The sequence below is a fragment of the Ruegeria sp. ABM4_193 genome, assembly GCF_056158705.1.
In genome coordinates this window covers 3,103,883-3,127,476 of record NZ_JBSWTT010000001.1, presented here as the reverse complement: position 1 = coordinate 3,127,476, position 23,594 = coordinate 3,103,883, and the positions used below count along the sequence as shown (strand labels likewise).

Annotated in this window: 26 protein-coding genes; 16 read left to right on the top strand and 10 right to left on the bottom strand. The window is 56.9% G+C overall.

Annotated features, from left to right (window positions below; all coding sequences use genetic code 11):
* The first annotated feature begins 23 nt into the window (after positions 1-23).
* Entirely contained in the window at positions 24-683 is a 660-nt protein-coding gene (locus tag ACXADZ_RS15635) for a YggS family pyridoxal phosphate-dependent enzyme (RefSeq protein ID WP_475197704.1), read from the top strand.
* Here ACXADZ_RS15635 and ACXADZ_RS15630 read toward each other — a convergent pair.
* Complete coding sequence (locus tag ACXADZ_RS15630) at positions 667-1,167, bottom strand: L,D-transpeptidase family protein (protein ID WP_475197703.1); 501 nt, start codon at positions 1,165-1,167, stop codon at positions 667-669. The two genes, ACXADZ_RS15635 and ACXADZ_RS15630, sit on opposite strands and share 17 nt — an antisense overlap.
* Complete coding sequence (gene ribA / locus ACXADZ_RS15625) at positions 1,164-2,255, bottom strand: GTP cyclohydrolase II (protein ID WP_475197702.1); 1,092 nt, start codon at positions 2,253-2,255, stop codon at positions 1,164-1,166. The genes ACXADZ_RS15630 and ribA overlap by 4 nt, the downstream gene beginning before the upstream one ends.
* A gap of 162 nt (positions 2,256-2,417) precedes the next feature.
* On the opposite strand from ribA, the gene ACXADZ_RS15620 reads away from it, so the two are divergent.
* Positions 2,418-3,104 carry a response regulator transcription factor gene (locus ACXADZ_RS15620; protein WP_171096035.1) on the top strand — a complete coding sequence of 229 codons (687 nt, stop codon included), beginning with the start codon at positions 2,418-2,420 and terminating at the stop codon, positions 3,102-3,104.
* Between the two features lie 316 nt (positions 3,105-3,420).
* Here ACXADZ_RS15620 and ACXADZ_RS15615 read toward each other — a convergent pair whose 3' ends face one another.
* Complete coding sequence (locus ACXADZ_RS15615) at positions 3,421-3,915, bottom strand: hypothetical protein (protein WP_171105859.1); 495 nt, start codon at positions 3,913-3,915, stop codon at positions 3,421-3,423.
* Positions 3,908-4,771, bottom strand: a complete 864-nt coding sequence (locus tag ACXADZ_RS15610) for a phage minor head protein (RefSeq protein WP_475197701.1) — start codon at positions 4,769-4,771, stop codon at positions 3,908-3,910. Before ACXADZ_RS15610 ends, ACXADZ_RS15615 begins: the two co-directional genes overlap by 8 nt.
* A 327-nt stretch (positions 4,772-5,098) precedes the next feature.
* Here ACXADZ_RS15610 and ACXADZ_RS15605 point away from each other — a divergent pair, with 327 nt between their 5' ends.
* The 4 genes from ACXADZ_RS15605 (at position 5,099) to ACXADZ_RS15590 (ending at position 7,728) form a co-directional block, all read left to right on the top strand.
* The gene (locus tag ACXADZ_RS15605; protein ID WP_171188640.1) at positions 5,099-5,887 is read left to right on the top strand and encodes an exodeoxyribonuclease III; all 789 of its coding nucleotides are present in this window, start codon (positions 5,099-5,101) and stop codon (positions 5,885-5,887) included.
* 75 nt (positions 5,888-5,962) lie between these two features.
* Positions 5,963-6,877, top strand: coding sequence for a thioredoxin (trxA, locus tag ACXADZ_RS15600; RefSeq protein WP_475197699.1), 915 nt, complete (start codon positions 5,963-5,965; stop codon positions 6,875-6,877).
* Between the two features lie 27 nt (positions 6,878-6,904).
* Positions 6,905-7,546, top strand: a complete 642-nt coding sequence (locus tag ACXADZ_RS15595) for an LON peptidase substrate-binding domain-containing protein (protein ID WP_475197698.1) — start codon at positions 6,905-6,907, stop codon at positions 7,544-7,546.
* Positions 7,543-7,728 carry a Trm112 family protein gene (locus ACXADZ_RS15590; RefSeq protein ID WP_171095854.1) on the top strand — a complete coding sequence of 62 codons (186 nt, stop codon included), beginning with the start codon at positions 7,543-7,545 and terminating at the stop codon, positions 7,726-7,728. Before ACXADZ_RS15595 ends, ACXADZ_RS15590 begins: the two co-directional genes overlap by 4 nt.
* Here the strand turns inward: ACXADZ_RS15590 and ACXADZ_RS15585 are convergent.
* A complete protein-coding gene (locus ACXADZ_RS15585; RefSeq protein ID WP_475197696.1) occupies positions 7,725-8,987 on the bottom strand; it encodes an FAD-dependent monooxygenase in 1,263 nt (420 codons plus the stop codon). The two genes, ACXADZ_RS15590 and ACXADZ_RS15585, sit on opposite strands and share 4 nt — an antisense overlap.
* A gap of 52 nt (positions 8,988-9,039) precedes the next feature.
* Between ACXADZ_RS15585 and ACXADZ_RS15580 the strand changes: the two genes are divergently transcribed.
* From ACXADZ_RS15580 to ACXADZ_RS15565, 4 genes are all read left to right on the top strand, one after another.
* Positions 9,040-10,368, top strand: coding sequence for an amidase (locus ACXADZ_RS15580; protein ID WP_475197695.1), 1,329 nt, complete (start codon positions 9,040-9,042; stop codon positions 10,366-10,368).
* A 108-nt stretch (positions 10,369-10,476) separates the two neighbouring features.
* Positions 10,477-11,658 (top strand): aminotransferase class I/II-fold pyridoxal phosphate-dependent enzyme, encoded by a 1,182-nt coding sequence (locus ACXADZ_RS15575; RefSeq protein ID WP_475197693.1) that lies wholly within the window; start codon positions 10,477-10,479, stop codon positions 11,656-11,658.
* A 14-nt stretch (positions 11,659-11,672) separates the two neighbouring features.
* Complete coding sequence (locus ACXADZ_RS15570; RefSeq protein ID WP_475197692.1) at positions 11,673-14,585, top strand: DNA translocase FtsK; 2,913 nt, start codon at positions 11,673-11,675, stop codon at positions 14,583-14,585.
* 39 nt (positions 14,586-14,624) lie between these two features.
* Positions 14,625-15,221: a LolA family protein gene (locus ACXADZ_RS15565; RefSeq protein ID WP_171095863.1), complete on the top strand. Its 597-nt coding sequence runs from the start codon at positions 14,625-14,627 to the stop codon at positions 15,219-15,221.
* A 15-nt stretch (positions 15,222-15,236) separates the two neighbouring features.
* Here the strand turns inward: ACXADZ_RS15565 and ACXADZ_RS15560 are convergent, their stop codons facing one another.
* Positions 15,237-15,818 carry a transglycosylase SLT domain-containing protein gene (locus tag ACXADZ_RS15560; RefSeq protein ID WP_171095865.1) on the bottom strand — a complete coding sequence of 194 codons (582 nt, stop codon included), beginning with the start codon at positions 15,816-15,818 and terminating at the stop codon, positions 15,237-15,239.
* A 60-nt stretch (positions 15,819-15,878) separates the two neighbouring features.
* Positions 15,879-16,760 carry an AEC family transporter gene (locus tag ACXADZ_RS15555; protein ID WP_475197691.1) on the bottom strand — a complete coding sequence of 294 codons (882 nt, stop codon included), beginning with the start codon at positions 16,758-16,760 and terminating at the stop codon, positions 15,879-15,881.
* 80 nt (positions 16,761-16,840) lie between these two features.
* On the opposite strand from ACXADZ_RS15555, the gene hspQ reads away from it, so the two are divergent.
* Complete coding sequence (gene hspQ / locus ACXADZ_RS15550; protein WP_117872061.1) at positions 16,841-17,167, top strand: heat shock protein HspQ; 327 nt, start codon at positions 16,841-16,843, stop codon at positions 17,165-17,167.
* Positions 17,168-17,202: 35 nt separating this feature from the next.
* Here hspQ and ACXADZ_RS15545 read toward each other — a convergent pair whose 3' ends face one another.
* The 3 genes from ACXADZ_RS15545 to ACXADZ_RS15535 form a co-directional block, all read right to left on the bottom strand.
* The gene (locus ACXADZ_RS15545) at positions 17,203-18,780 is read right to left on the bottom strand and encodes a gamma-glutamyltransferase family protein (protein ID WP_475197688.1); all 1,578 of its coding nucleotides are present in this window, start codon (positions 18,778-18,780) and stop codon (positions 17,203-17,205) included.
* A gap of 216 nt (positions 18,781-18,996) precedes the next feature.
* Positions 18,997-19,452, bottom strand: coding sequence for an ATP-binding protein (locus ACXADZ_RS15540; RefSeq protein WP_475197685.1), 456 nt, complete (start codon positions 19,450-19,452; stop codon positions 18,997-18,999).
* 15 nt (positions 19,453-19,467) lie between these two features.
* Complete coding sequence (locus tag ACXADZ_RS15535) at positions 19,468-19,806, bottom strand: STAS domain-containing protein (protein ID WP_171188660.1); 339 nt, start codon at positions 19,804-19,806, stop codon at positions 19,468-19,470.
* Between the two features lie 102 nt (positions 19,807-19,908).
* Between ACXADZ_RS15535 and ACXADZ_RS15530 the strand changes: the two genes are divergently transcribed.
* From ACXADZ_RS15530 to ACXADZ_RS15510, 5 genes are all read left to right on the top strand, one after another.
* Entirely contained in the window at positions 19,909-21,081 is a 1,173-nt protein-coding gene (locus ACXADZ_RS15530; protein ID WP_171188662.1) for a thiolase family protein, read from the top strand.
* Positions 21,082-21,154: 73 nt separating this feature from the next.
* The gene (locus tag ACXADZ_RS15525; protein ID WP_475197682.1) at positions 21,155-21,610 is read left to right on the top strand and encodes a GAF domain-containing protein; all 456 of its coding nucleotides are present in this window, start codon (positions 21,155-21,157) and stop codon (positions 21,608-21,610) included.
* Positions 21,611-21,709: 99 nt separating this feature from the next.
* Positions 21,710-22,261 (top strand): GNAT family N-acetyltransferase, encoded by a 552-nt coding sequence (locus ACXADZ_RS15520; RefSeq protein WP_475197681.1) that lies wholly within the window; start codon positions 21,710-21,712, stop codon positions 22,259-22,261.
* A 136-nt stretch (positions 22,262-22,397) separates the two neighbouring features.
* On the top strand, positions 22,398-22,967 hold the full coding sequence (locus ACXADZ_RS15515) for a helix-turn-helix domain-containing protein (protein WP_171095880.1): 570 nt from the start codon (positions 22,398-22,400) through the stop codon (positions 22,965-22,967).
* A complete protein-coding gene (locus tag ACXADZ_RS15510; protein ID WP_475197675.1) occupies positions 22,967-23,590 on the top strand; it encodes a LysE family translocator in 624 nt (207 codons plus the stop codon). The genes ACXADZ_RS15515 and ACXADZ_RS15510 overlap by 1 nt, the downstream gene beginning before the upstream one ends.
* Positions 23,591-23,594 lie beyond the last annotated feature (4 nt).

The window sequence follows — 23,594 nt, the reverse complement described above, 5'->3', positions numbered from 1 at the left end:
GCCAAATACAGAATGAGGATCCAATGTCGCTGCAAGACATCACCGCGCGTATCACCAAAGCAGAATCTAAATCCGAGCGTCCGGTTGGTTCAGTGAAATTGATCGCAGTGTCCAAAGTGCAGCCGAATGAACGCGTGCAGGCAGTTCTGGCACAGGGGCACAGGTGTTTCGGAGAGAATCGGGTGCAAGAGGCCGCCAGCAAATGGCCCGCCTTCAAAGAGCAGTTCGAAGGAGTTGATCTGCACCTTATCGGCCCGTTGCAAACCAACAAGGCCCGGCAGGCGATGGAGTTATGCGATGCGATTCACTCGGTGGATCGTCCAAAACTGGCCAAAACGCTGGCCCGCTTGGCGCAAGAGATGGGAGCCTGCCCTGATCTGTTCATTCAGGTCAATACAGGTGAAGAGGAACAAAAGGCCGGTATTCTTCCCGCCGACGCGGATAAGTTCATTGCTGATTGCAAAGCGCTTGATCTTCCTGTGCGTGGATTGATGTGTATTCCCCCTGTCGACGAAGAACCCTCATTACATTTTGCGCTTCTGGCCAAGATTGCTGCACGCAACGGTCTGGAGGGGCTGTCGATGGGGATGAGTGGCGATTTCGAGCAAGCCATTGCCTTGGGTGCAACCCATGTGCGTGTTGGTTCGGCCATTTTTGGCGAACGGGTCAAACCTCAGGAATAATCAGGCGGGTTCCGGGGGCAACGCGATCAGCGATCCAATGCAAGTGATCTCGGCGAAAGGCGACACAACCTTCGGTCGGATATCCGGGTCGTCGCCACTGATGCAAAAAGATGGCTGACCCTTTCCCGGGGACGGCGTTAGGCCAGTTCCAGTCCGTCAAAAGAACCAGATCGTACAGCGGGTCGGCTCGTTGCAGTTTTTCGTGGCTGAAGGCGTAAGGCGCGGCCACCATGTGGTTGTAGTTGGTGTCGGATACGTCATCCGACCATAAATCCTGAAGGCCAATCGGGTGCGCCCAGTACGTTGGGCGTGCAATCCTGTCCGCGCGGTAGAGCATCCCGACAATCCGGTGATGCCCGGTGGGGGTGGCACCATCGCCTTCACGCTTGAACTTGCTCACTCCGCCCTTGCCAATGGTGCAAGGGAAAACCCTGCCCAGAAACCGAACGCCACGCGGGGTCAGCACAAGATCGCTGGGGGTCAAAGCAAATGCCCCGATTTCGCGGCTTTTGTCGCCAGATACCCCCGGTTATGAGCTGTTTCACCCACTTTCAAAGGCACGCGCTCGGTTACAGCGATCCCTGTCCGCTCCATCATTGCGATCTTGGCAGGGTTGTTGGTCAACAACCTGACCGAGTTGAAGCCCAGTGACTTCAGAATGTCCGAACCAAGCCGGAAATCGCGCTCATCGTCCTCAAAGCCAAGCCTATGGTTTGCTTCGACCGTGTCAAAGCCTTGATCCTGAAGGAAATAGGCCCGCATCTTGTTGGCCAATCCGATGCCGCGACCTTCCTGATTGAGATACAGCAAGACACCAGCTCCTTCAGATCCCATCTGTGCCAATGCTCCACGCAACTGCGGACCGCAGTCGCATTTCAGACTGCCCATCAGGTCGCCGGTAAAACAGGCCGAGTGCAAACGGGCCAATACCGGCTTGTCCCGATCTGGACGGCCGATTTCGACGGCATAATGTTCTTCGCCACCGTCTTCGGGACGGAAGATGTGCAGGCGACCGGCCTCTGACACTTCCATTGGCAGGCGGGCGGCAACCACTTCGTGCAATGCGCTGCGATTTGCCAGATGTGGTGCCGCGCGCGTGTGATCGATGCATGTCAGGCCGTGCGTGGTAGCAAAGGAACGCCCGTCTTCGATGGAAACAACCACAGCTGCCGGCAGGATTCGCGCGGATTTTGCCAGCGCGATTGCGATACGGTGCAGATTGGCATTGCCCTGCCGCTCGGTCATCAACGGGCCTTTCATCGGCGCGTTCAAGTCGTCCGAAGGATCTGCCACCGCCTGAACCCAGGTAATATCCGCATCTGCGGGAACCAAAACCCGCGCGAGATCTCCGTCATAGGCGCGTGCCTTTAGCGTCTCGGCCCGCCGTCCGGTTATGGCCACAACCGGCGTTCCTAATGCCTTCAGATCGGCTAGACGCTGCGGGCTGAGCGTTTCCGCAGAAACAGCAAGTACGCTGTAGCCACTGTCATCGGTAAGGGCCACGGGAACACCCATACGCAGATCAGCCCGTGCGCGGGCCAGCAATTCAGAAATATCGGGGGCGAGGCTCATCTAGGTTACCCTACAACGTTCAGCCCTTTTCCTATCTCTTACGAAAGGAAATGTGAAACATTTCTGCAAACTCTGACACGAAGGCGTGAGACGATTGCAGTAAAGCTTGTTGAATTCATATTCCACACGCAAGTGATGGAAAAGCGTTTGGAGGACCGGGAAATGGCTCAGCTCAAGAAAATCCTGTTGGTGGACGATGACGAGGATCTGCGCGAGGCGCTCAGCGAGCAACTTGTAATGACCGAGGATTTCGATGTGTTCGAAGCCTCTGACGGGACCTCGGCGATGGAACGTGCGCGTGAGGCGATTTATGACCTGGTCATTCTGGATGTCGGCCTGCCTGATACCGACGGGCGCGAACTGTGCCGCCTGATGCGCAAGCAAGGCGTTAAAAGCCCCATCCTGATGCTGACCGGTCATGACAGCGACGCCGATACCATCCTTGGGCTGGATGCAGGTGCGAACGACTATGTCTCCAAACCTTTCAAATTCCCGGTTCTTCTGGCCCGCATCCGTGCCCAGCTGCGCCAGCATGAGCAGTCAGAAGATGCCGTCTTTGTGCTTGGCCCCTATACGTTCAAACCGGCGATGAAGATGTTGATCACCGAAGATGACCGTAAAATCCGCCTGACCGAGAAGGAAACGAACATTCTCAAGTTCCTGTACCGCTCGACCGACGGCGTCGTGGCGCGGGACGTGCTGCTGCATGAGGTCTGGGGTTATAACGCCGGTGTGACAACCCACACGCTGGAAACCCACATCTACCGTCTGCGTCAGAAAATCGAGCCCGATCCGTCCAATGCGCGCCTTTTGGTCACAGAATCGGGTGGATATCGGCTGGTGTCTTAACTGGGTGTGGATTGACTTGGATCAAAGTGATACCCTGTACTCATAATTAGGTTACTCCCAACCCGCGCATGTCCGGGTTATGACATGCACCTCCCTGTTGGACTGCCGGGCCGAATGGCCCGGCTTTTTTTTGGGGTGGTTGGCAAGATGGCTGCTTAGAGCCCAAAATGCACTATGCTGCGCGACGCGCGAAGGTCGGCCGTGTTGCATCCCTTCGCCAGATCGCGGCGGAATTGAACGCGCGGGGCGGCAAATGGCACGCGACCACCGTGCGGAATATAAAAATGGCGAAAAACAGTGCTGAGGCGGTTGCGGCCTAGAGATTACCCGTTCCGATTGTTACCCATCGCGTTCGACACGTTTGATTGGCATATTCCGGTCGTCTTTGCAGTTCCATCATCACGACATGAGAACCTACGACATTGATACCTTTGTTGCCCATCGGTGCGCCAGCTTCGGAAACGAGCGTTTCATAAAGCGAAAGGTTTTCTTTCTTTAGGACCAAACCAGTGTCTTCACGCCATGCGAACCAGAAATCATCTTCGGGATCGGTTTCTAGCGCAAGCCCGTGAACTGTTGTTTCTGTGGTAAAGAACGGCCATGCGTCTCCAGGTAGTAGCGACCGTCCGTTTCTGAACTTTGGGACAATATCGGGTATGAAATATGGCCTGTTCAGGTCGATCAGGGCTTGCTTTCCGATATTCATACCGTTCGGAAGCTGAACGCAGCGTGTTGGAACACCCCAAGAGAAGGCGATTGCAAAAATTGCAACACATGTTCCGGTAACGAAAAGGACGCGGAATTTATCCATAGGCACTTCGCGCAGGGTCTAGGTAGATTTGTCCTCTCAAGGTTCCAGACCAATCGTCAGTTATTGAATACGGTTCACCAGTTTGAATCCCGAGCCGTTGAGGACCACGCGGTGGAAGGCCGGTGCGCCCCCGAAGGTAGTTATCTAGCGGCCTGTGTATGTTCTCAAAAATCGTCTCTCCTGGATCAATGACTTCAACACCTATATCAGCCGGATCAGCAAATTCGTCCCTCAAATAGAACTCAATTGAGCCTCCAACGGCCAGCACACCATGCTGTTCTTCGACGTTCACTGAAAATTCCCCGCCGATCACTGTATCACCAATACTGAAAACGACACCTGTCATGCCATAGGTGTTGTAAAACGTAGTATCAGAGAAACTGCCATCGCGCTTCTCGCGAGCTGCCCTCGCAACTTGGTCTTTCAGGTTTTTATCCACCAAAGCCATGTATTGACTGACGATTGCGGAAAGGTGGCCGGTCTCGCGTACAGTGACGCCTCGACCATTGCCACGGTAATAGTGGTTCACAAAATCACTACTGCTCCAAGCGGCACCACTACCTGAGACACCCTGCAAGGCAATTTCCATAAACTCGGAAACCTCGGCGAAATATGGTTCCGCCGTGCAACGGCAACCGTAGTCTTCCCCAGGGTGTCCGCCTTCTGGTGGATTGTCCCATGAAAAAATCTGGCCTTCTCGTTCGGCATGTGCTGACCGAACCTTACCATCGCGTCGCGTTCGCCAGATGTAGTGGGTGGCAGGCTTGGCGTTCTTCGTCTCAAAACGGATTGGCGTGCCCTTGCGCAGATATTGCACAAAGGCTTCTCGATATTCTTGGGGTTCAATCAGGGTCACATCGCACACTAGGCCTTTTGTTCGGCACACAATTGTGCCGTTCAGCATTTTAGAAATGGTTAACCATGAGTGCGCTTATCAGCCTGAATAAATGCGCTAGTCGCCACCATAGCTCTAAAGCTCCTTCGATAGTCAATGGCTGGTAAGAACCTGCTTTTGTGGGCTAGTGTTGTTTACTTCGATGAAGCAGACCTTTGAGGTGAACAATTGAAAGGTAGAAAAGTCCGCAGAGCGGTCATTCATTGACCTGGCTTTTGGGGCCTTTTCCCATGGCACCCCGTCCCACACCACGCTAACCTCTGCCCAACCGCGACAGAGGATTCCCCCATGCCCTTCACCCTTGCCACCTGGAACATCAACTCGGTCCGCCTGCGCGAGCCCATCGTGCTGAAGCTACTTCAGGACGAAGCGCCGGATGTGTTGTGCCTGCAGGAATGCAAGTCTCCGGTTGAAAAGATCCCGACAGAAGGTTTTGCCGAGCTGGGCTATACCCACATGGTTGCACGCGGTCAGAAGGGCTATAACGGCGTCGCGATCCTGTCGCGCCTACCGATGGAGGAGGTGGGCGACAAGGATTTCGCCGGTTTGGGCCACGCGCGCCACATCGCCGGACGGTTGGAAAACGGTGTTACCATCCACAACTTCTATGTCCCGGCAGGTGGTGACGTGCCGGATCGGGATGTGAATGAGAAGTTCGGCCAGAAACTCGATTACCTCACCGACATGCGCGACTGGTTCCATGCGGAGAAGCCTCAGAAATCCATTCTGGTCGGCGATCTGAACATCGCCCCGCGTGAAGATGATGTCTGGTCGCATAAACAACTGCTCAAGGTTGTCTCGCACACACCGATCGAAGTTGAACATCTGGCTGAAACACAGGACGCAGGTGGTTGGGTCGACATTACGCGGCAGGATATTCCCGAGGGGCAGCTTTATAGCTGGTGGTCGTATCGCGCACGCGACTGGGATGCAGCGGATAAAGGGCGACGGCTGGATCATGTATGGGCCACGCCGGATATTTCCAACGCAGGCCATTCCAGCCGTATCCTGCGGGACGCGCGCGGGTGGGAAAAGCCCAGCGATCATGCTCCGGTCTTTGCGACCTTTGACGTCTGAGATGTAACTCTGCCCTTGGTTTCTGCTGCAAGCGATTGCATATAGGGCGCAAGTTCGAACGAGAGAGTGATTGCCATGGACCTTCTGAACGGCGCAGACGCCCCAGCCACCGATCTGATCAAAGACGGGAGCGAGGCCACTTTCATGGCCGACGTGGTCGAAGCTTCGCAGGAAACACCCGTTATCGTTGATTTCTGGGCACCTTGGTGTGGTCCGTGCAAAACGTTGGGCCCAATGCTGGAAGAGGCCGTAACTGCCGCAAAAGGCGCGGTGAAGATGGTTAAGATCAACGTGGATGAGGCGCAGGTGATCGCCTCGCAAATGCGTATCCAGTCGATCCCAACCGTTTACGCCTTTTTCAAGGGCCAACCGGTCGATGGGTTTCAGGGCGCGCTGCCAGGGTCCGAGATCAAGGCGTTTGTCGACCGTGTGATCGAAGCGGCTGGCGGTGAAAGCCCGGGCGGTCAGCTGGATGATGCCGTGCAAGCCGCCGAGGAAATGCTGACCGAAGGCGCGGCTGCAGACGCGGCGCAGACCTTTTCAGCCATTCTGGGTGAAGACCCCAACCACGCGGCGGCCTATGGCGGCTTGGTGCGCGCGCATATCGCCACCGGCGATTTGGAGCAGGCCGAGGCGATCCTGAATGGCGCTCCGGCCGAGATTTCGACATCCGCCGAGTTGGAGGCTGCTCACGCACAGCTGGAACTGGCCAAACAGGCTGCGGATGCAGGCCCTGTTGCTGAACTGACGGCTGCTGTTGAGGCTGATCCTGACAACCACCAAGCCCGGTTTGATCTGGCGCAGGCGCTGCACGCAAACGGCGAAGTGGAAGAGGCCGTGGCGCAATTGCTGGAGCTGTTCCGCCGGGACCGTGAGTGGAATGACGGTGCAGCCAAGGCGCAGCTATTCACCATTTTTGATGCGCTCAAGCCCAATGATCCGATCGTTCTGAACGGGCGTCGCAAACTCAGCTCGATGATATTTGCCTAATCTCTGATCAGAGCTAGAATTGGGTACATGATGCATCCCGCCGACCTGCCGGATACGGTATCCGTTTTTCCTTTGCCCGGGGCACTGCTGTTGCCTCGGTCGCCGTTGCCTCTGCATATCTTCGAGCCGCGCTATCTACAGATGCTGGACGATGCGCTGAAAACCAAGGAACGGCTGATCGCAATGGTTCAGCCGAACCCTTCGGTCAGTGACGAGAAAAAGCTGCACCGCATCGGATGTGCAGGGCGTGTGACGCAGTTTTCCGAAACAGAAGACGGTCGCTATCTGATCACGCTGACCGGAGTGTCCCGCTTCCGCATAGTGTCAGAGTTGGACGCGTTCACACCCTATCGCCGGTGTGATGTCTCTTGGGATGGATTCGATCGCGATCTTGGTAAGGCCGAGAAAGACGACGGATTCAATCGCACAAAATTCCTGACCCTTTTGGAACGCTTCTTTTTGTCCCGGCAATTGTCGACCGATTGGGAGTCAATGAAAGACGCAGAGGATGAGTTGCTTGTGAACTCATTGTCGATGCTTTTGGATTTCGACCCCGAAGAAAAACAAGCTCTTTTGGAGGCCCCCTGCCTGCGTACCCGGCGCGAGACCTTGGTGACGCTGATTGAATTCGCCATGCGCGGCGGATCGAATGAGGAAAAACTACAATGACCGACTCTGACCACGCTTTTGATCGGCATATGCTCGAAGCGTTGATCTGCCCGCAGACCCACACCACGCTGCACTATGACGCGGAAAAACAAGAGCTTGTGTCAAAAGCTGCCGGGCTGGCCTTTCCCATTCGCAACGGGATCCCGGTCATGCTGATCGATGAGGCGCGGCAGCTCGACTAAATTGCTCGTCCTTGCAACAATTTGGGCAGATCTCCGGTCAACCCGGCGGCCTCTCGCACAAAGCCACGGCGCAATCCGGGCAATGACCCGACAATGCCCATTCCAATATCTCGACCGAGACGCAGCAAGGGATTGTCGTTGGAAAACAGCTTGTTGAAGACATCCGTCGCCATCGCAAGCGAGGCGGTGTCAAAGCGACGCCATTCCTGATAACGCTCTAGCACCATGACCGAGCCGATATCCTCACCGCGCCGCCCAGCCAGTGTCACAACCTCAGCCAAAGCCCCGACATCGCGCAGGCCGGCATTTAGGCCTTGACCGGCAATGGGGTGCATCCCGTGGGCGGCGTCCCCAACCAGTGCCATGCGGTCGCCGATGAAGGAATTGGCTATGGTCAGGTTCAGCGGGTATGTGAAACGGTCGCCTGCCAAGCGTATCTCACCTAGGAAATCGCCGAAACGCGGGCGTAGCACTTGCAGATAATCTTCTTCAGACATGGCGTTGATCCGTGCCGCAGTCTCGGTACGCTCGCTCCAGACGATAGAGCTGCGGTTTCCGGTCAGCGGCAGAATCGCAAGCGGGCCGGGTGGCATGAAGAACTGATGGGCAATGCCATTGTGCGGCAGGTCATGTTCGATGGCACAGACCAGCGCGGTCTGACCATAATCCCAACCGGTGCGTTTGATGCCCGCCCGTGACGCGGTGCCACTGCGGCGGCCGTCGCACCCAACCAGCAGGCTGCCGCCCACGGTTGTGCCGTCGTCCAACGTTAAGGTCACCCCAGTGGCGTCGCTCTGTTGGGATACAACTGTCTTGCCGCTTATCTGGGTGATGCGCGGCTCCTCGGCCATCGCGTCCAGAAAAGCGCGGCGCAGATGGCGGTCTTCGACCATATACCCCATCGGGCCTTCTTCGATCTCGGCATGGTCGAAATGCATAATAAAGGGTGAGGGGCCTGCGCCCGCGTGACCGTCTGTGACCTTGATTTCCAGCATTGGTTGGGCGTGCTCAGCCACGTGCGCCCACACTCCTGTCGCATCCAGCAAGCGTTGTGAGGCCAAAGCCAACGCATAGGCACGGCCGTCAAAGGCGGCGTTCTTCCGGACCTTTTCGGCCAACGCATCGATCACCGTGACTGAGTGACCTGTTTGTGCCAGTGCCAGAGCCAAAGCGGGGCCGTTCAGCCCGCCGCCCACGATCAGAATATCAGATGCCTGTGTCATGCCCTGCAATATGCGCGCCCTTTCGGGATTGTCCATGTGCAGTCCTGTCGCTACCGTCGCCCAAAGCTGAAAATTCCGGAGGGGCAAGATGCTGGATTGGTTGACCATGACCGCGTGTGATTTGGGCCGTGGCATTGGGATGGGTCAGATTGACCCGGTTGAACTGACGGAAACCTACCTGTCTGCCATCGACTCTCATCCGCATCGGGACCGCATCTATGCCCGTGTCACCCATGAGCGCGCCCGATCCGAGGCTGAAGCAGCCCAGCAGCGCGCCAAACTGGGCCTGCGCCGGTCCTTGCTGGACGGCGTCCCCATCAGTTGGAAAGATCTGTTCGATACGGCGGGTACAGTGACCGAGGCGGGTTCGGCGCTGCTAAAGGATCGTGTGCCGGATGCGGATGCGCTGGTGTTGCGCAATGCGACTCAGATGGGCACCGTCTGTCTGGGCAAAACACATATGAGCGAGCTGGCTTTCTCTGGCCTTGGCCTCAACCCGATCACTGAAACACCGCCCTGCATTAACGATGAATCTGCAGTGCCCGGAGGGTCGTCTTCAGGGGCGGCCGCCTCGGTCGCTTGGGGTTTGGCCGCTTGTGGCATTGGCTCGGACACCGGCGGGTCAGTTCGGATCCCATCGGCTTGGAATGATCTGGTCGGTCTGAAAACCACTTCCGGGCGGCTAAGCCTGGAGGGTGTGGTGCCGCTCTGCTTGCGGTTCGATACGGTCGGGCCGCTGGCGCGGTCGGTTGAGGACGCCGCGCAAATGTTGGCTTTGCTCGAAGGTGGAACGCCAGCCGATCTGCGCGGTGCGTCGCTGAAAGGCCGACGCTTTGCCGATTTGCAGAACATCGCCAAGGACGATCTGCGTGACACACCGGGTAAGGCATACGAAGAAGCCCTTGCGAAACTTGCGGATGCGGGGGCTGAAATCGTGCCGTTGGAAGTGCCCGCACTGAACGAGGCCATGACCCTGACCAGCATCGTCTACACAACCGAGGCCTATGGGCTGTGGCGCGATGTGATCGAAGCCAATCCCGAAGCGATTTATCCCGAGATCCTTGAACGGTTCCGTATTGGTCTGGGGTTTTCTGGCCCCGACTACGTGGCCGCCTGGTCCAAGCTCAAGGCTTGCCGCACCGCATGGGACGCAGCAACCGCCGGGTTCGATGCGGTTCTGGCCCCTACGGCCCCGATACTGCCGCCTAATCTGGAGCGCTTGATGAGCGACCACGACTACTACGTGACCGAGAATCTACTGGCCCTACGAAACACGCGGATTGGCAATTTGATGGGTCTTGCAGCGCTGAGCCTACCCACCGGAACCCCCAGTTGCGGGTTGATGATGCTGGGTTATCTCGGCTCGGAAGAGGCCCTTTTGCGGTTGGGCTCAGCAGCAGAAGCGGTACTGGCCTGAATGCCACAATCCCCTGATTCGGAACCTCTTTGTCTGGACGAAGAGGGGCCCGGGCTGTAATCTGCCAAAAAAACGGGGCGTAAATGACCCCGATATTGAGGCAGTATTATGGATTTCCCCGAGCGGTTTTCGAACCTACCGGCTTACGCATTCCCGCGTCTGCGCGCCCTGTTGGATCATCACCAGCCGGGCGGTGACATCGTTCACATGACGATTGGCGCACCCACACATGATTTTCCGGCCTGGGTGACAGATGTCATCATGGAAAACGCCTCTGGGTTTCAGGGCTATCCGCCGAACGAAGGTTCGGAAGACCTGCGTGGTGCAATTACGGATTGGATTCATCACCGCTATGGCGTTCAGATGGACCCGGATGCCAACGTGATGGCGCTGAACGGCACCCGTGAGGGGTTGTACAACGCCGCTATGGCGCTGTGCCCGGAACAAAAGAACGGCCAGCAACCGATCATCCTGTGCCCGAATCCGTTTTATCAGGTCTACATGGTCGCTTCGCTTTCGGTAGGCGCGCAGCCCTATTTTGTGCCTGCAACCGCCGCAACCGGTCATCTGCCAGATTATGCCGGTCTACCGGCTGAGGTGCTGAATCGCACCGCCGTGGCCTATATCTGTTCACCTGCCAACCCGCAGGGGGCCGTCGCCTCGCGTGATTACTGGGCCGAACTGATCCGCCTGGCCGAGCAATACGATTTCCGCATCTTCGCCGACGAATGTTATTCCGAGATTTACCGGGACACGGCCCCAACAGGTATTCTGACCGTCGCACAAGAACTGGGCGCTGATCCTGAACGGATCACGCTGTTCAACTCGCTCTCCAAACGCTCGAACCTGGCCGGGTTGCGGTCGGGGCTGATCGCGGGCGGGCCGGAGACGATCAAACAGGTCAAGCAATTGCGCACTTATGCCGGGTCGCCTTTGCCGTTGCCCTTGCAGGCCGCTGCGGCAAAGATCTGGGCAGATGAAGAACACGTCCGTGAAAACCGCGCGCTCTATCAGGAAAAATACGCCATCGCGGATGAGGTGTTCGCGGGCGTGCAGGGATACATGTCGCCAGAGGCCGGGTTCTTTTTGTGGCTGCCGGTCGACAACGGCGAAGACACCGCATTGAAGGTCTGGAAGGACACCGGGGTTCGGGTCCTGCCGGGCGCATATCTTTCACAAGGTGATCCGGGGAACAACCCGGGCAAAGGCTTTATCCGGGTTGCATTGGTAGCCCCAAAAACAGAGTTGCAGCGTGGTCTGATCACACTCCGCGACTGCATCTATTCGTGAGGTACGAGGGCAAAATGGCATCATATAACGCGCGCAATCGCGATCCATTGTTGGACAGCACCACGCAAGCCGCCTTGGAGCGACGCAGCAAGGAACTGATCGGCATCGCCCTTATCCTGCTGGGTTTGGCTGCGGCGGCGATGATCTGGTCCTACACCCCCGATGATCCGAACTGGATGGTTTCGACCGACGCGCCGGTGCAGAACTGGATGGGGCGGATAGGCGCATCGATCGCTGCGCCCCTTTTCATGATCGTGGGCTGGGGCAGCTGGGGTGTTGCGCTCGTGCTGATTGGTTGGGGTTTGCGTTTCGCGGGTCATTTCGGTGAAGACCGCGCCATTGCCCGGTTGATTTTTGCCCCGATCTGGATTGCCGTTGTCTCGGTTTACGCTGCGACCCTTGTTCCCGGTGCCGAATGGCGCTCGACGCACAGCTATGGTCTGGGCGGTCTGTTCGGCGACACGGTTATGGGCGCGTTGCTGACGCTTTTGCCGATCTCCTCGCATTTTCTGGTGAAGCTGATGTCTCTTGCCATGGCGGTCGGAATGATCTCGCTGGGCATCTTTGTTCTCGGCTTTACTAAAGCCGACGTGAAACGCGGCTTCCGTGCGTTCCTTTTGGGTTTGGTGATGGCCTACGACCTGCTGATGAATCTGCTGGGCCGTGGTGCCTCTGCGACTGCGCAGGCTGCGCGAGATCGACAGGCGCAATGGAAAGAACACCGCGCCGCGCGGGTGGAACCTGTTTTGAATGATGACATCGCCTTCGGCGATCCCGTCTTTGAAGAACTGGAAGAAGAGCCCGAACCTGCGCCCAAAACCGGCCTGCTGGCGCGTATGCCGTCGTTGATCCGCCGCCCGGAACCGATGCCAGAGCCGGAACTGGTCGATCCTGAACCGATTGCGGGCTTTGACGAAATGCCCGGCGAAGATCGCATCCGCTCAAAAATCTCGGCTGCTGTGCGCAATCGCAAAGTAGCAACAGGTGAGATGACGCCCGAACCGGACCCGAACCTGCCTCTGACCAAAGGCCGAGGCCGTCGACCCGATCCGCTAATCCTGAATGCGCATCAGCCGGATGAATTGCCGGCTGAGCCACCAGTGACAGCCGGTGGGTTGCCGCCCGAACCTCCGATGACAGCAGGAGCCGCACCCGAGTGGCATGATCCGGCCCCGGTCGAGTATGCGCCCGAGATCCAGCAAGACCAATACGCGCCCATGCCGGATCTGGACGATGAGCCGCTTGTCGAGGACATGGAGGACTCTGTGCCGCAGTCGCGCCCTGCGATGAAGATCCCAGTGGCGGAGCCGCGCAAACCCGTGGTCGCACAGCCCGTGCGCCGCACACCGCCGCCGTCGCGCCGCGCGCAGGCCGAGGCGCAACCGGCACTGTCTTTTGAGGACAAGCATTCGGATTTCGAGTTGCCTCCGCTGGGGCTGTTGTCGAACCCGGCCAGCATTCAGCGCCATCATCTGAGTGATGAAGCGTTGGAAGAAAACGCGCGGATGCTGGAAAACGTTTTGGATGACTACGGCGTCAAGGGCGAGATCGTTAGCGTGCGCCCCGGTCCCGTAGTCACCATGTACGAACTGGAACCAGCTCCGGGCCTGAAAGCCAGCCGTGTGATTGGTCTGGCGGATGACATTGCGCGTTCAATGTCGGCGCTGTCGGCACGGGTTTCGACCTTGCCGGGCCGTTCGGTCATCGGCATCGAACTGCCTAACGAAAACCGTGAGATGGTGGTGCTGCGCGAAATCCTCGCCAGCCGTGATTTTGGCGATGGCAATCATGCACTGCCGCTGGCGCTGGGCAAGGACATCGGTGGTGAATCCGTTGTGGCCAACCTGGCCAAGATGCCTCACCTGCTGATCGCAGGTACGACCGGCTCGGGTAAGTCGGTGGCGATCAACACCATGATCCTGTCGCTGCTGTACAAACTGTCGCCGGATGAATGCCGCCTGATCATGATCGACCCGAAGATGCTGGAATTGTCGGTGTATGATGGTATCCCGCATCTCCTGTCCCCTGTCGTCACCGACCCGAAAAAGGCGGTTGTGGCCCTGAAATGGGTCGTGGGTGAGATGGAAGACCGCTATCGCAAGATGTCCAAAATGGGCGTCCGCAACATCGCGGGCTACAATGGTCGCGTGAAGGACGCGTTGGACAAAGGTGAAATGTTCAGCCGCACGGTACAGACCGGGTTTGATGATGAAACCGGCGAGCCCACCTTTGAGACCGAAGAATTCGCCCCGGAAGCGATGCCCTATATCGTTGTCATCGTCGATGAGATGGCTGACCTGATGATGGTCGCGGGCAAGGAAATCGAAGCCTGCATCCAGCGACTGGCGCAGATGGCGCGGGCCTCGGGCATTCACTTGATCATGGCGACGCAACGCCCCTCGGTCGACGTGATTACCGGCACGATCAAGGCGAACTTCCCGACGCGGATCTCGTTCCAGGTGACCTCGAAAGTCGATAGTCGCACGATCTTGGGCGAGATGGGTGCCGAACAACTGCTGGGGCAGGGCGATATGCTGTATATGGCGGGTGGCGCCAAGATCACCCGCTGCCACGGTCCCTTTGTGTCGGACGAGGAGGTCGAGGAAATCGTCAACCACCTGAAACAGTTCGGCCCGCCCGACTACATGAGCGGCGTAGTCGATGGCCCAGCCGAGGAAAAGGCTGAAAACATCGATGCTGTTCTGGGCCTGAACACCGGTGGCAACACGAACGGCGAGGATGCCCTGTACGATCAGGCGGTGGCGATTGTGATCAAGGATCGCAAATGCTCGACCTCGTATATCCAGCGGAAACTTGCCATCGGCTACAACAAGGCGGCGCGCCTGGTTGAGCAGATGGAGGACGAAGGCGTTGTTTCTGCGGCAAATCACGTCGGTAAGCGGGAAATCCTCGTCCCCGAGCAGTAAGATATTTAATAACAAGGGCAGAAGGCCTATCTGTACGGCATGAAACAGATTGCTTTTGCCCTTGCTTTGACACTGGCCGCACCTGCCGCATGGGCGGCGGATAAGTTGCCGCTTTCGCAGATTTCCAATTACCTGAACGGATTGAAAACGGTTGAGACGACCTTCACGCAAGTGAACGACGATGGATCGCTGAGCACCGGTAAGCTGTGGATGCAGCGCCCGGGCAAGATGCGGTTTGAATATGATCCGCCCAACAGTGCGGTGGTGCTTGCGCGTTCCGGCAGTGTTCAGATTTTCGATCCGAAATCAAATCAACCGCCCGAGCAATACCCGCTGAAGCGGACGCCCCTGTCCATCGTACTGGCGCGGAACGTGAACTTGGGGCAGGCCAATATGGTTGTGGGGCACAGTTTTGACGGCACCGCCACTGTGGTCACGGCGCAAGACCCTAAGAACCCAGAAGCAGGACGGATTGATCTGATGTTCACAGATGACCCGGTCGAGTTGCGTAAATGGGTAATTCACGACAATGCTGGGGGTCAGACAACTGTTCTTCTGGGTGCTCTGACCGAAGGCGGGCGCCTCGATCAGGACTTGTTCTCGAACAGAAAAAGGGTCGGGTCAGGCAATCGCTGACCCGATCAAGCTTTGTCAGTACCGGCAGTTGGCCAACTGCGCCTGGTATAATTGCGCGCGCGCATCCACGTCACTGGCCACGTTCAACAACCAGGACTTGCTGTTGTAACTTCCACGCGCGAAGCCGGTATGGCCTTCGTGATAAGCGAGATATTGATTGCGCGTATCTGCTGGGTGAATACCGTTACGTTCGTAACTTTTATTCATGTACCAGCCGATAAAATCAGACGCGTCGCGAATCCGGTCCCGCTTGGCGCGGCGTTTTCCGGTTTCACGTTGGTATTGCTCCCACGTGCCGTCAAGCGCTTGGCCATAGCCATAAGCACTGCTCTGTCGGCCCATCGGGATCACGCCCAGAACGTATCTGTGCGGGGTGCGCGCATCGTGGCGATAGCGGCTTTCCTGATAGATCGTGGCCATCTGAACGTGCACGGGAACACCCCATTTACGTTCGGTGTTCTTGAAAGCCCTGATATAGTCGGGTTTTTCGCGCGCAATGCTGCACGCGTCATTCAATTTGCTGGGCGGCTGTTTCGAGCCGCCCCCACAGGATGCCAAAAGCAGCACCCCGAAGAGTACGATAAGAATTCTGCTCATGTGCCTCATGCCTTTTTTGCACATTCTAGCGCAGATTGAGCGATTATGAAATCACAATCGTTACAAAACGATAGCCAGGATGGCAGGCAGTGCCGCAACGGAAAGGACGGTCGACACCATGACCATTCCGGCAACGGCATCTGCGTCGGCACCAAACCGTTCCGCCAACAGGTATGACGTCACCGCAACGGGTGTGCACATCTGCAGCACCAGAACGCCAAAGGCGATGGTGTCGAGATCGAAAAGAACACCGATCCCCCATCCTAGAGCGAAACAAACGGCCAGCTTCAACGCCGATAGCCAAATAGCGTGCCCGATACTGCGCGACGTCAGGCGGGCGATTGCCACACCCACTGTCACCAACATCAATGGGACTGCCATTTGCCCCAACAGGTCAAGCGTGTTGGTCAGGAAGGTGGGTGTTTGCCACCCTTGCCACAGGAAAATGGCTCCCAAAATGGTGGCCCATGCCATCGGCTGGCGCAAAACTTGCCCCCACGCGCCTTTCCCGGCAACCAGGTAGATCCCGTAAGTAAAGGAAAATAAGGCAGTAACAGACAGGAAGATTACCGCATATCCCAATCCGACCTGACCAAAGGCGAAGATACACAAGGGCAGACCAAGATTGCCGGTATTCCCGAATATCAACGGTGACAGATATGTCCGTTGGTTCAGGTGCAACACCCGAACGATCACCCAGAACACCCCGGCCAGCAAAAGATTTGCAATCAGAGTTGCCATCGTGAAGCGCGAAAGGTCTCCGCCCGGAATTTCAGTTTGCATCAGAGCCACAAAGATCAGGCTGGGCATTGCCAGGGTCGTCGCAAACCGGGTTACGAACTGAAGGCGGTACTCGAATCCCAGCTTTACCCAGGCAAAACCAATCCCTGACAACAGAAAGACCGGCGCCACAGTTTCGAACACTGTTAGTATTAGGTTCACAGACTGTTTCCCTGAGTTTCACATCAATGATTGGCTTTTCCGGCCAGAAACGGGTAGTAAATGCTTTGGGGGCTGAAACAATGCTAAAGACACGTGCAAAATACGGCTTAGGCCAGGTGGTTCGTCATAAAAAACACCCTTTTCGAGGGGTGATTTTTGACGTGGACCCAGAATTTTCGAACACCGAGGAATGGTATCAGGCCATTCCCGAAGACAGCCGCCCGCGGAAAGAGCAACCGTTTTATCACCTGTTGGCTGAGAACGACCAATCCTTCTATGTCGCTTATGTTTCAGAACAAAATCTGGTTGCGGACTATTCCGGTGAGCCTGTTGAGCACCCCGATATTCCCAATATGTTCGGCCCGTTCGAAGACGGCTCGTACCCATTGCATTTCCATCTGAACTAAAGTCGTCCAACCGCGAAGGCCCGCGTTGGTGGGCTTTAGTATCCAAGGGCGCAACCGTCCTTGCGCGGGTCGCTGGCACCCTCCAAAATACCGTCTTTTCGGATTCGGATCGCTTGCGCCCCACCAAGTGGAGTTTCCGGCACTTCGATAGTATGCCCAATTTCTGATAATTGTTTCGCAACCTTGTCGGGATAGCCGCGTTCCAGTTTCAGAACCGATCCGTCGAAAAACGCGCGTGGGGCGTTGATGCTTTCTTGTAGCTCAAGACCGAAATCCCTGAGGTTTGACACAAATCGCGCGTGGCCGGTGGGCTGGTACGCTCCGCCCATTACACCAAAGGGCATCATTACGCGGTCGTTTTCGGTCAGCATCCCTGGAATGATTGTGTGCATCGGACGCTTGTTTCCGCCCAACTCGTTTGGATGGTCAAGATCCAGCGTGAAGCCAGCGCCACGGTTTTGCAGCAAAATGCCGTACTTTTCCGAGGCGATCCCTGATCCAAAACTATGGAAAATCGAATAGATCAACGAAACCGCCATCTGGTCGCGATCAACAACAGTGATATAGACGGTGTCCTTGTGAATGGCTTCGGTCAATGGTGCTGCCGCAGGCATGGCACGTTTCGGATCAATAAGCGCGGCCAGTTTGGCGGCCAGCTCGGGATCAAGGAACCGTTCCGCTTTGGACATGTGGTCAGGATCCGCAATAAACCGGTTGCGCGCATCATAGGCCAGCTTGGTGGCCTCAGCCTCGATATGCACCCTCTCAGCGCCAAAGGGGTCCATGTTGGCCACGTCAAAATGCTTCAGAATATTGAGCAAGAGAATTGCGGTCGCGCCCTGACCGTTTGGCGGATGTTCGACCAGATCGACCCCTTGATAGCCGCCCTGCATTGGCTGCGTTTCTGTGTATTTCGTGTTTTGAAAATCCTCAGCGGTGTGAACTCCACCCCGAATGGAAAGGGCAGCAATCATGTCCTCGGCAATATCGCCGGAATAAAACGCGTCACGCCCTTCTTTCGCGATCCGACGCAACACTTCGGCCTGACCCGGCGCGCAAAAAATCTGCCCGACTGAGGGGGCTTGCCCGTCGATCAGATAGTGGTCTCGGGCTGGGCCTTGCAGGGTAGCCGCACCGATCTTCCAATCAAACGCAACGCGGGGTGCAACCGGAACGCCTGCTTCCGCATAGTGAATTGCGGGGGTCAGGATCGCGTCCAACCCCAAGCGCCCTTCCGTTTCTGCCAAATGGCAGAAAGCGTCTACTGCACCGGGAATCGTCACCGCATCCGGTCCATTCAGCGGCACAGATGACAAGCCCTGATCGCGCAAAGGCTGTGCCTGCGCGGCAGCCGGAGATCGGCCCGAGCCGTTCAGGGCACGTATTTGATGTTCGCCGGGGCGGTTGAAAATAACAAAACAATCGCCACCCAAACCGGTCATCTGAGGCTCGCAGATCCCCAACAGGACCGCCCCGGCTATCGCGGCGTCCATTGCGTTGCCACCCCGCTCAAGAATATCGATTGCCGCCTTGGCCGCCAGCGGGTGAGAGGTTGCGCACATCCCCTGCGTTGCAAACACTTCTGACCGGCCCGGTTTATGCAAATCCCGCATGGCGATTTCTCTCTCCTTTGAACAAGGGAAAGCTATTCACTGATTGGGGATTGTCCAGAGATTTCAGGGGGAGAAGTTCCTCGGCGCCTTTCACTGGGTGGGGGCTGTGATAATTGGCGCCGAGGGAAGCTATCTGAGCTACGAGTCACTGTATGGCGGTTGTTTGAGGCGCGACAATGTTTCGAAAATGGCGTTATTGTGACCAATTGGGCCTGATTAGGCTTTTTTACCGAAGTTAAACCTCAGGGACAGCCGGTTGCACCCATCCCGGTGTTCATACTGAATGTCACTGGTAAGCTGATGAATCAGGAACCAGCCAAACCCCCCTTCCGGCAGATCTTGTGTTGTTTCCCCCAGCGGTGCAGGTGTTCCGTCCGGCATTTGTAAGCCAGGAAGCGGGTGCCCGGTGTCAGAGATCAGGATGTCCAGCCGATCCCGATCCAGCCGACACGTAACCTGAACATTGGCCGGTGCAATGCCCTTGTATGCGTGTTCCACCACATTGTTGATTGCTTCAGCCAATGCAATCTTCACATCGTCCGATTTATGAGGTGGCAATCCATGGTTTGCCAGACCACTACTAAGCTGCGCGATACCTGCACTTGCTTCTGTGTCTGTGGCCGGGAAGCTTAGTTCCAGACAGGTCTTGTTACAAATTGGCTCCACGCCCATCCACTCCTGCCTTGGTTATGCATCTGGCGAGGACAGCGCGTCGTCCAGTGTCGCAAACAACCGAAAAACCGTATCCATGCGTGTCAAGCGAAAGACTTTCTCGACCACGGGCTGCGGTCCGGCCAAATCCAGCCGCCTGTCTTTGCCCAATTGTTTCATCGACGCGACAATCGCGCCCAAACCGCTGGAATCAATGAAGTCGACGTCGGACAAATCCAGGACAACCCGATTTGCGCCGGTTTCGGTTTCCGACCGCATGTCCTCCTTGAACTGAATGGCCATCGCAGCATCAATCCGATTGGAATGAACGGTAATGATCTGCGTTGCGCCCTTTGATGTGCTGGTCAGCCCCATAGTCCGGCACCCTCCAATCTGAAAAATGAGTCGTAGAAATACGCTAGACGCCAATTCTTACCATTCGGTATTCAAGGGCCGTGAAGCAGGAGGAAAACCCGGATGAAAGACGTTGTGATTGCAGGGGCCGCAAGAACGCCAATGGGGGGCTTTCAGGGCATGTTTGACGGAGTTGCCGCGGCTGACCTTGGCGGAGAAGCGATCCGGGCTGCGTTAAGCCAGGCGCGGGCGCAGACCGTTGATGAAGTGCTGATGGGATGTGTGTTGCCAGCAGGTCAGGGTCAAGCCCCTGCGCGTCAGGCTGGTTTTGCTGCTGGGTTAGGGGAAGAGGTCCCGGCAACCACTCTGAACAAGATGTGCGGCTCGGGCATGAAAGCGGCTATGATGGCTTTTGACCAGATTGCGTTGGGTCACGCGGACACAATGGTCGCAGGCGGAATGGAGAGTATGACGAATGCCCCGTACCTGCTGCCCAAAATGCGTGGTGGTGCCCGTATAGGTCATGGTCAGGTGGTCGATCACATGTTCCTCGACGGGCTCGAGGACGCCTATGAGAAAGGCCGCCTGATGGGCACCTTTGCCGAAGACTGTGCAGAAGCCTATCAGTTTACGCGCGAAGCTCAGGACGAATATGCGCTCCAATCTCTGTCCAATGCCCTTGCGGCGCAGGAAAACGGCGCATTTGAACACGAGATTGCGCCTGTCACAGTGCGCACGCGAAAGGGTGAGGTTGTGCAGGACACAGACGAACAACCAAAATCCGCCCGCCCTGAAAAAATACCCACCTTGAAGCCCGCGTTTCGTAAGGATGGCACCGTGACGGCTGCCAACTCGTCGTCGATTTCTGACGGTGCTGCTGCGCTTGTTTTAGCCTCTGCCGAAGCCGCCGAAGCCCAAGGACTGACGGTGCGCGCCCGTATTCTGGGTCATGCCAGCCACGCGCAAGCGCCCGGACTGTTTACCACTGCGCCGGTTCCGGCCGCACAGAAACTCTTGTCCAGCATCGGTTGGAACAAGGAGGATGTTGATCTTTGGGAGGTCAATGAAGCCTTTGCAGTTGTGCCGATGGCGTTCATGCGCGAGATGGGTCTGCCGCGCGACAAAGTAAACGTGAATGGCGGGGCTTGTGCGTTGGGCCATCCTATTGGTGCCTCGGGTGCGCGCATTTTGGTGACATTGTTGAATGCGTTGGAAAAGCGAGACCTCAAACGCGGTGTCGCGGCCATCTGCATCGGCGGCGGTGAAGGCACTGCAATAGCGATCGAACGCGTTTGACCCTTCATCTTTTTCCAAATACTCCGGGGGTGCGGGGGCAGCGCCCCCGCGCGGTCCCAATGGATAAGTCACGATGAAAACCGATTATGAAACTCTGGCCAAAACCATCGCGGCATTGACCGAAGGCGAAACGGATCAGGTCGCTTTGATGGCAACCGTTGCGTGCGAAGTGCATCATTCCGATGACCGCTTTGACTGGACCGGATTCTACCGTGTTGTGGAACCCGGTCTGTTGAAAATCGGCCCTTATCAAGGCGGGCATGGGTGCCTTGTCATTCCGTTCGAACGCGGCGTTTGTGGGGCTGCCGCCCGGACGGGTGAAGTGCAGCTCGTCCCAGACGTGGACGCTTTCCCAGGCCATATTGCGTGCGCATCTTCAACCCGGTCCGAACTGGTGTTGCCCGTCCACAATGCTGCCGGTGAAATGATTGCGGTTTTTGACATCGACAGCGATCAACCAGATGCATTTTCAGCCGATGACGCAGAATACCTGTCGGGGATTCTGTCCAGGACCTTCGCTCAGGTTTAACCAAAGCAGGGTAGGCTTGCGCCTGACTATAGTGCGCCGTGTTTCGGTTTTGCCCGGTACCCGTTAAAATGCCACCGTCCCCAACATGTTGGAGCAGGCATGGGCCCAGACCAATTCCTCACACGACGCCTTTCGGTATTTCACTGGAGAGATGAACTCCGGGACCCTTTGTTGCGTGAAAGTCTGGAAGACGAACTCATCACGATTTTGACCCCAAATGTGCTTGGACCCCTGCCGCCGTCCATGCAGGTGCAGGACCGGGGCATATCTCATTGGATCGATGATCGTAGCGCAGAAAGTGATGTTTTGGTGGTTCGCCAAAGACATGACCGTCATCTGATCGGCCTGATGATACTGGCACTGGATTCTGCCCATAAATCTGTGCCGACGGTCCATCTCGGCTACCTGATTTCTGAAACGGCATGGGGCAAAGGCTATGCCTCAGAGCTTTTGGACGGATTTGTCGCCGCGTGTACTTCGGGCCCAGCCGTTCGCTTGGTCGCGGGGGTTGGACGCGACAACCCGGCCTCTGCCCGCGTGTTGCAAAAATCGGGTTTTACGCTTTCGCGCGACGACTCGTCTGTGGACACAGAGATTTACGTCCGCGAAATCGGCGCCGATGGTGCCTTAGTTCCACGAACCGTTCCGTGACAGCGTTCTGCACACAAACTGGTAACGTGCATTGCACTTGGCGCAGGCGACCAGATGAAAAAATGCTTGGAAATTTCATCAATTTGCCCCATCGTGAAAAACAGATGTAAAATTTCACGAGATTCGGAGCAACTGTGTGAACAGCCAAGCCCCACAAAGCGCGACATTGGGTGCTGATTTAAGGGCCTTGCGCAAAGCGCGCGGGTTGACCCTGACAGAGATCGCGACCCGCCTTGATCGTTCGGTCGGTTGGCTCAGTCAGGTTGAACGGGACATGTCCGATCCTTCGATCTCGGATCTGCGTCAGATTGCTGAATGCCTTGGCGTGCCGATGTCGATGCTGTTTGCCCATGCAGCGGTTCCGGTTGAGGAAAAGGGTTATGTCGTTCGTGCGGGCACACGTCGTCCCATGGGGTCGGGGGAAGAAGGGTTGATCGAGGAACTGCTTTCGCCTGATCTGACCGATGATTTTGAAATGGTACATTCCACGTTCGAGCCCAACTCGAAGATGCAGACCCCAGCCCATCGCCCGACGCAGGAAGTGGGGTACATGATCTCGGGCCGATTGGATCTGACCATCGGGTCGCGGGCTTTCACTGTCGGTCCGGGTGACAGCTTTCGGATCAAACACGAACCTTATCAATGGTCTAACCCCTATGATGAGCCTGCGGTGGCCATCTGGGTCATTGCGCCACCGGTGTACTGATGAGCTTTGAGGCCTGGACCATATTCGCGCTGTTCTGGGTGGTGTTCGTAACCACCCCAGGCCCGAACGCGGTCAATTGCATCTCAAACGGGATGAGTTTGTCATTCCCAAAGGCAATGTTGGGTGTTTTGGCCATCCTCACGCAAGCCAGCGCGTTCCTGATCTTATCGGCGCTGGGCATCACCGCACTGATCGCGGCGTCACCGACCGGGTTCTTCGTGGCCAAACTTGTGGGGGCCGCTTTCCTGATTTGGGTCGGCATCCGAGGCTGGATGAACGCTACAAAACCTGCGCCGGCCTCTGAACGCCCTGCGCGGCATGTCTATTTTCACGCGCTGGCCGTGGCGACGATCAATCCCAAAAGCGTGGCAGGGTACCTGGCGGCCTTTTCGCAATTCGTGCAGCCCGACGTGCCGATCTGGCAGCAGATGGGAGTCATCATGCCCACGGCGCTGATCATCACCACGCTCAGCTATACCGGGTTCACCCTACTGGGCGCGCTGATGGGCAAGGCGGCGCTGGGGGCTGTGTTTAACATCTGGGTTCGCCGTGTGATGGCGACCTGTTTCATCATCTATGGCGTGTTGCTGGGGGCCAGCTCCACGCCCGCAGCAAGGGGGTAATCAC

Excerpts from the sequence above, each read along its gene's own strand:
- ACXADZ_RS15635 (WP_475197704.1), top strand. The coding sequence starts at position 24 with ATGTCGCTGCAAGACATCACCGCGCGTATCACCAAAGCAGAATCTAAA.
- ribA (WP_475197702.1), bottom strand. The coding sequence starts at position 2,255 with ATGAGCCTCGCCCCCGATATTTCTGAATTGCTGGCCCGCGCACGGGCT.
- ACXADZ_RS15620 (WP_171096035.1), top strand. The coding sequence starts at position 2,418 with ATGGCTCAGCTCAAGAAAATCCTGTTGGTGGACGATGACGAGGATCTG.
- ACXADZ_RS15615 (WP_171105859.1), bottom strand. The coding sequence starts at position 3,915 with ATGGATAAATTCCGCGTCCTTTTCGTTACCGGAACATGTGTTGCAATT.
- ACXADZ_RS15605 (WP_171188640.1), top strand. The coding sequence starts at position 5,099 with ATGCCCTTCACCCTTGCCACCTGGAACATCAACTCGGTCCGCCTGCGC.
- trxA (WP_475197699.1), top strand. The coding sequence starts at position 5,963 with ATGGACCTTCTGAACGGCGCAGACGCCCCAGCCACCGATCTGATCAAA.
- ACXADZ_RS15595 (WP_475197698.1), top strand. The coding sequence starts at position 6,905 with ATGATGCATCCCGCCGACCTGCCGGATACGGTATCCGTTTTTCCTTTG.
- ACXADZ_RS15590 (WP_171095854.1), top strand. The coding sequence starts at position 7,543 with ATGACCGACTCTGACCACGCTTTTGATCGGCATATGCTCGAAGCGTTG.
- ACXADZ_RS15585 (WP_475197696.1), bottom strand. The coding sequence starts at position 8,987 with ATGGACAATCCCGAAAGGGCGCGCATATTGCAGGGCATGACACAGGCA.
- ACXADZ_RS15580 (WP_475197695.1), top strand. The coding sequence starts at position 9,040 with ATGCTGGATTGGTTGACCATGACCGCGTGTGATTTGGGCCGTGGCATT.
- ACXADZ_RS15575 (WP_475197693.1), top strand. The coding sequence starts at position 10,477 with ATGGATTTCCCCGAGCGGTTTTCGAACCTACCGGCTTACGCATTCCCG.
- ACXADZ_RS15570 (WP_475197692.1), top strand. The coding sequence starts at position 11,673 with ATGGCATCATATAACGCGCGCAATCGCGATCCATTGTTGGACAGCACC.
- ACXADZ_RS15565 (WP_171095863.1), top strand. The coding sequence starts at position 14,625 with ATGAAACAGATTGCTTTTGCCCTTGCTTTGACACTGGCCGCACCTGCC.
- ACXADZ_RS15560 (WP_171095865.1), bottom strand. The coding sequence starts at position 15,818 with ATGAGCAGAATTCTTATCGTACTCTTCGGGGTGCTGCTTTTGGCATCC.
- hspQ (WP_117872061.1), top strand. The coding sequence starts at position 16,841 with ATGCTAAAGACACGTGCAAAATACGGCTTAGGCCAGGTGGTTCGTCAT.
- ACXADZ_RS15545 (WP_475197688.1), bottom strand. The coding sequence starts at position 18,780 with ATGCGGGATTTGCATAAACCGGGCCGGTCAGAAGTGTTTGCAACGCAG.
- ACXADZ_RS15540 (WP_475197685.1), bottom strand. The coding sequence starts at position 19,452 with ATGGGCGTGGAGCCAATTTGTAACAAGACCTGTCTGGAACTAAGCTTC.
- ACXADZ_RS15535 (WP_171188660.1), bottom strand. The coding sequence starts at position 19,806 with ATGGGGCTGACCAGCACATCAAAGGGCGCAACGCAGATCATTACCGTT.
- ACXADZ_RS15530 (WP_171188662.1), top strand. The coding sequence starts at position 19,909 with ATGAAAGACGTTGTGATTGCAGGGGCCGCAAGAACGCCAATGGGGGGC.
- ACXADZ_RS15525 (WP_475197682.1), top strand. The coding sequence starts at position 21,155 with ATGAAAACCGATTATGAAACTCTGGCCAAAACCATCGCGGCATTGACC.
- ACXADZ_RS15520 (WP_475197681.1), top strand. The coding sequence starts at position 21,710 with ATGGGCCCAGACCAATTCCTCACACGACGCCTTTCGGTATTTCACTGG.
- ACXADZ_RS15510 (WP_475197675.1), top strand. The coding sequence starts at position 22,967 with ATGAGCTTTGAGGCCTGGACCATATTCGCGCTGTTCTGGGTGGTGTTC.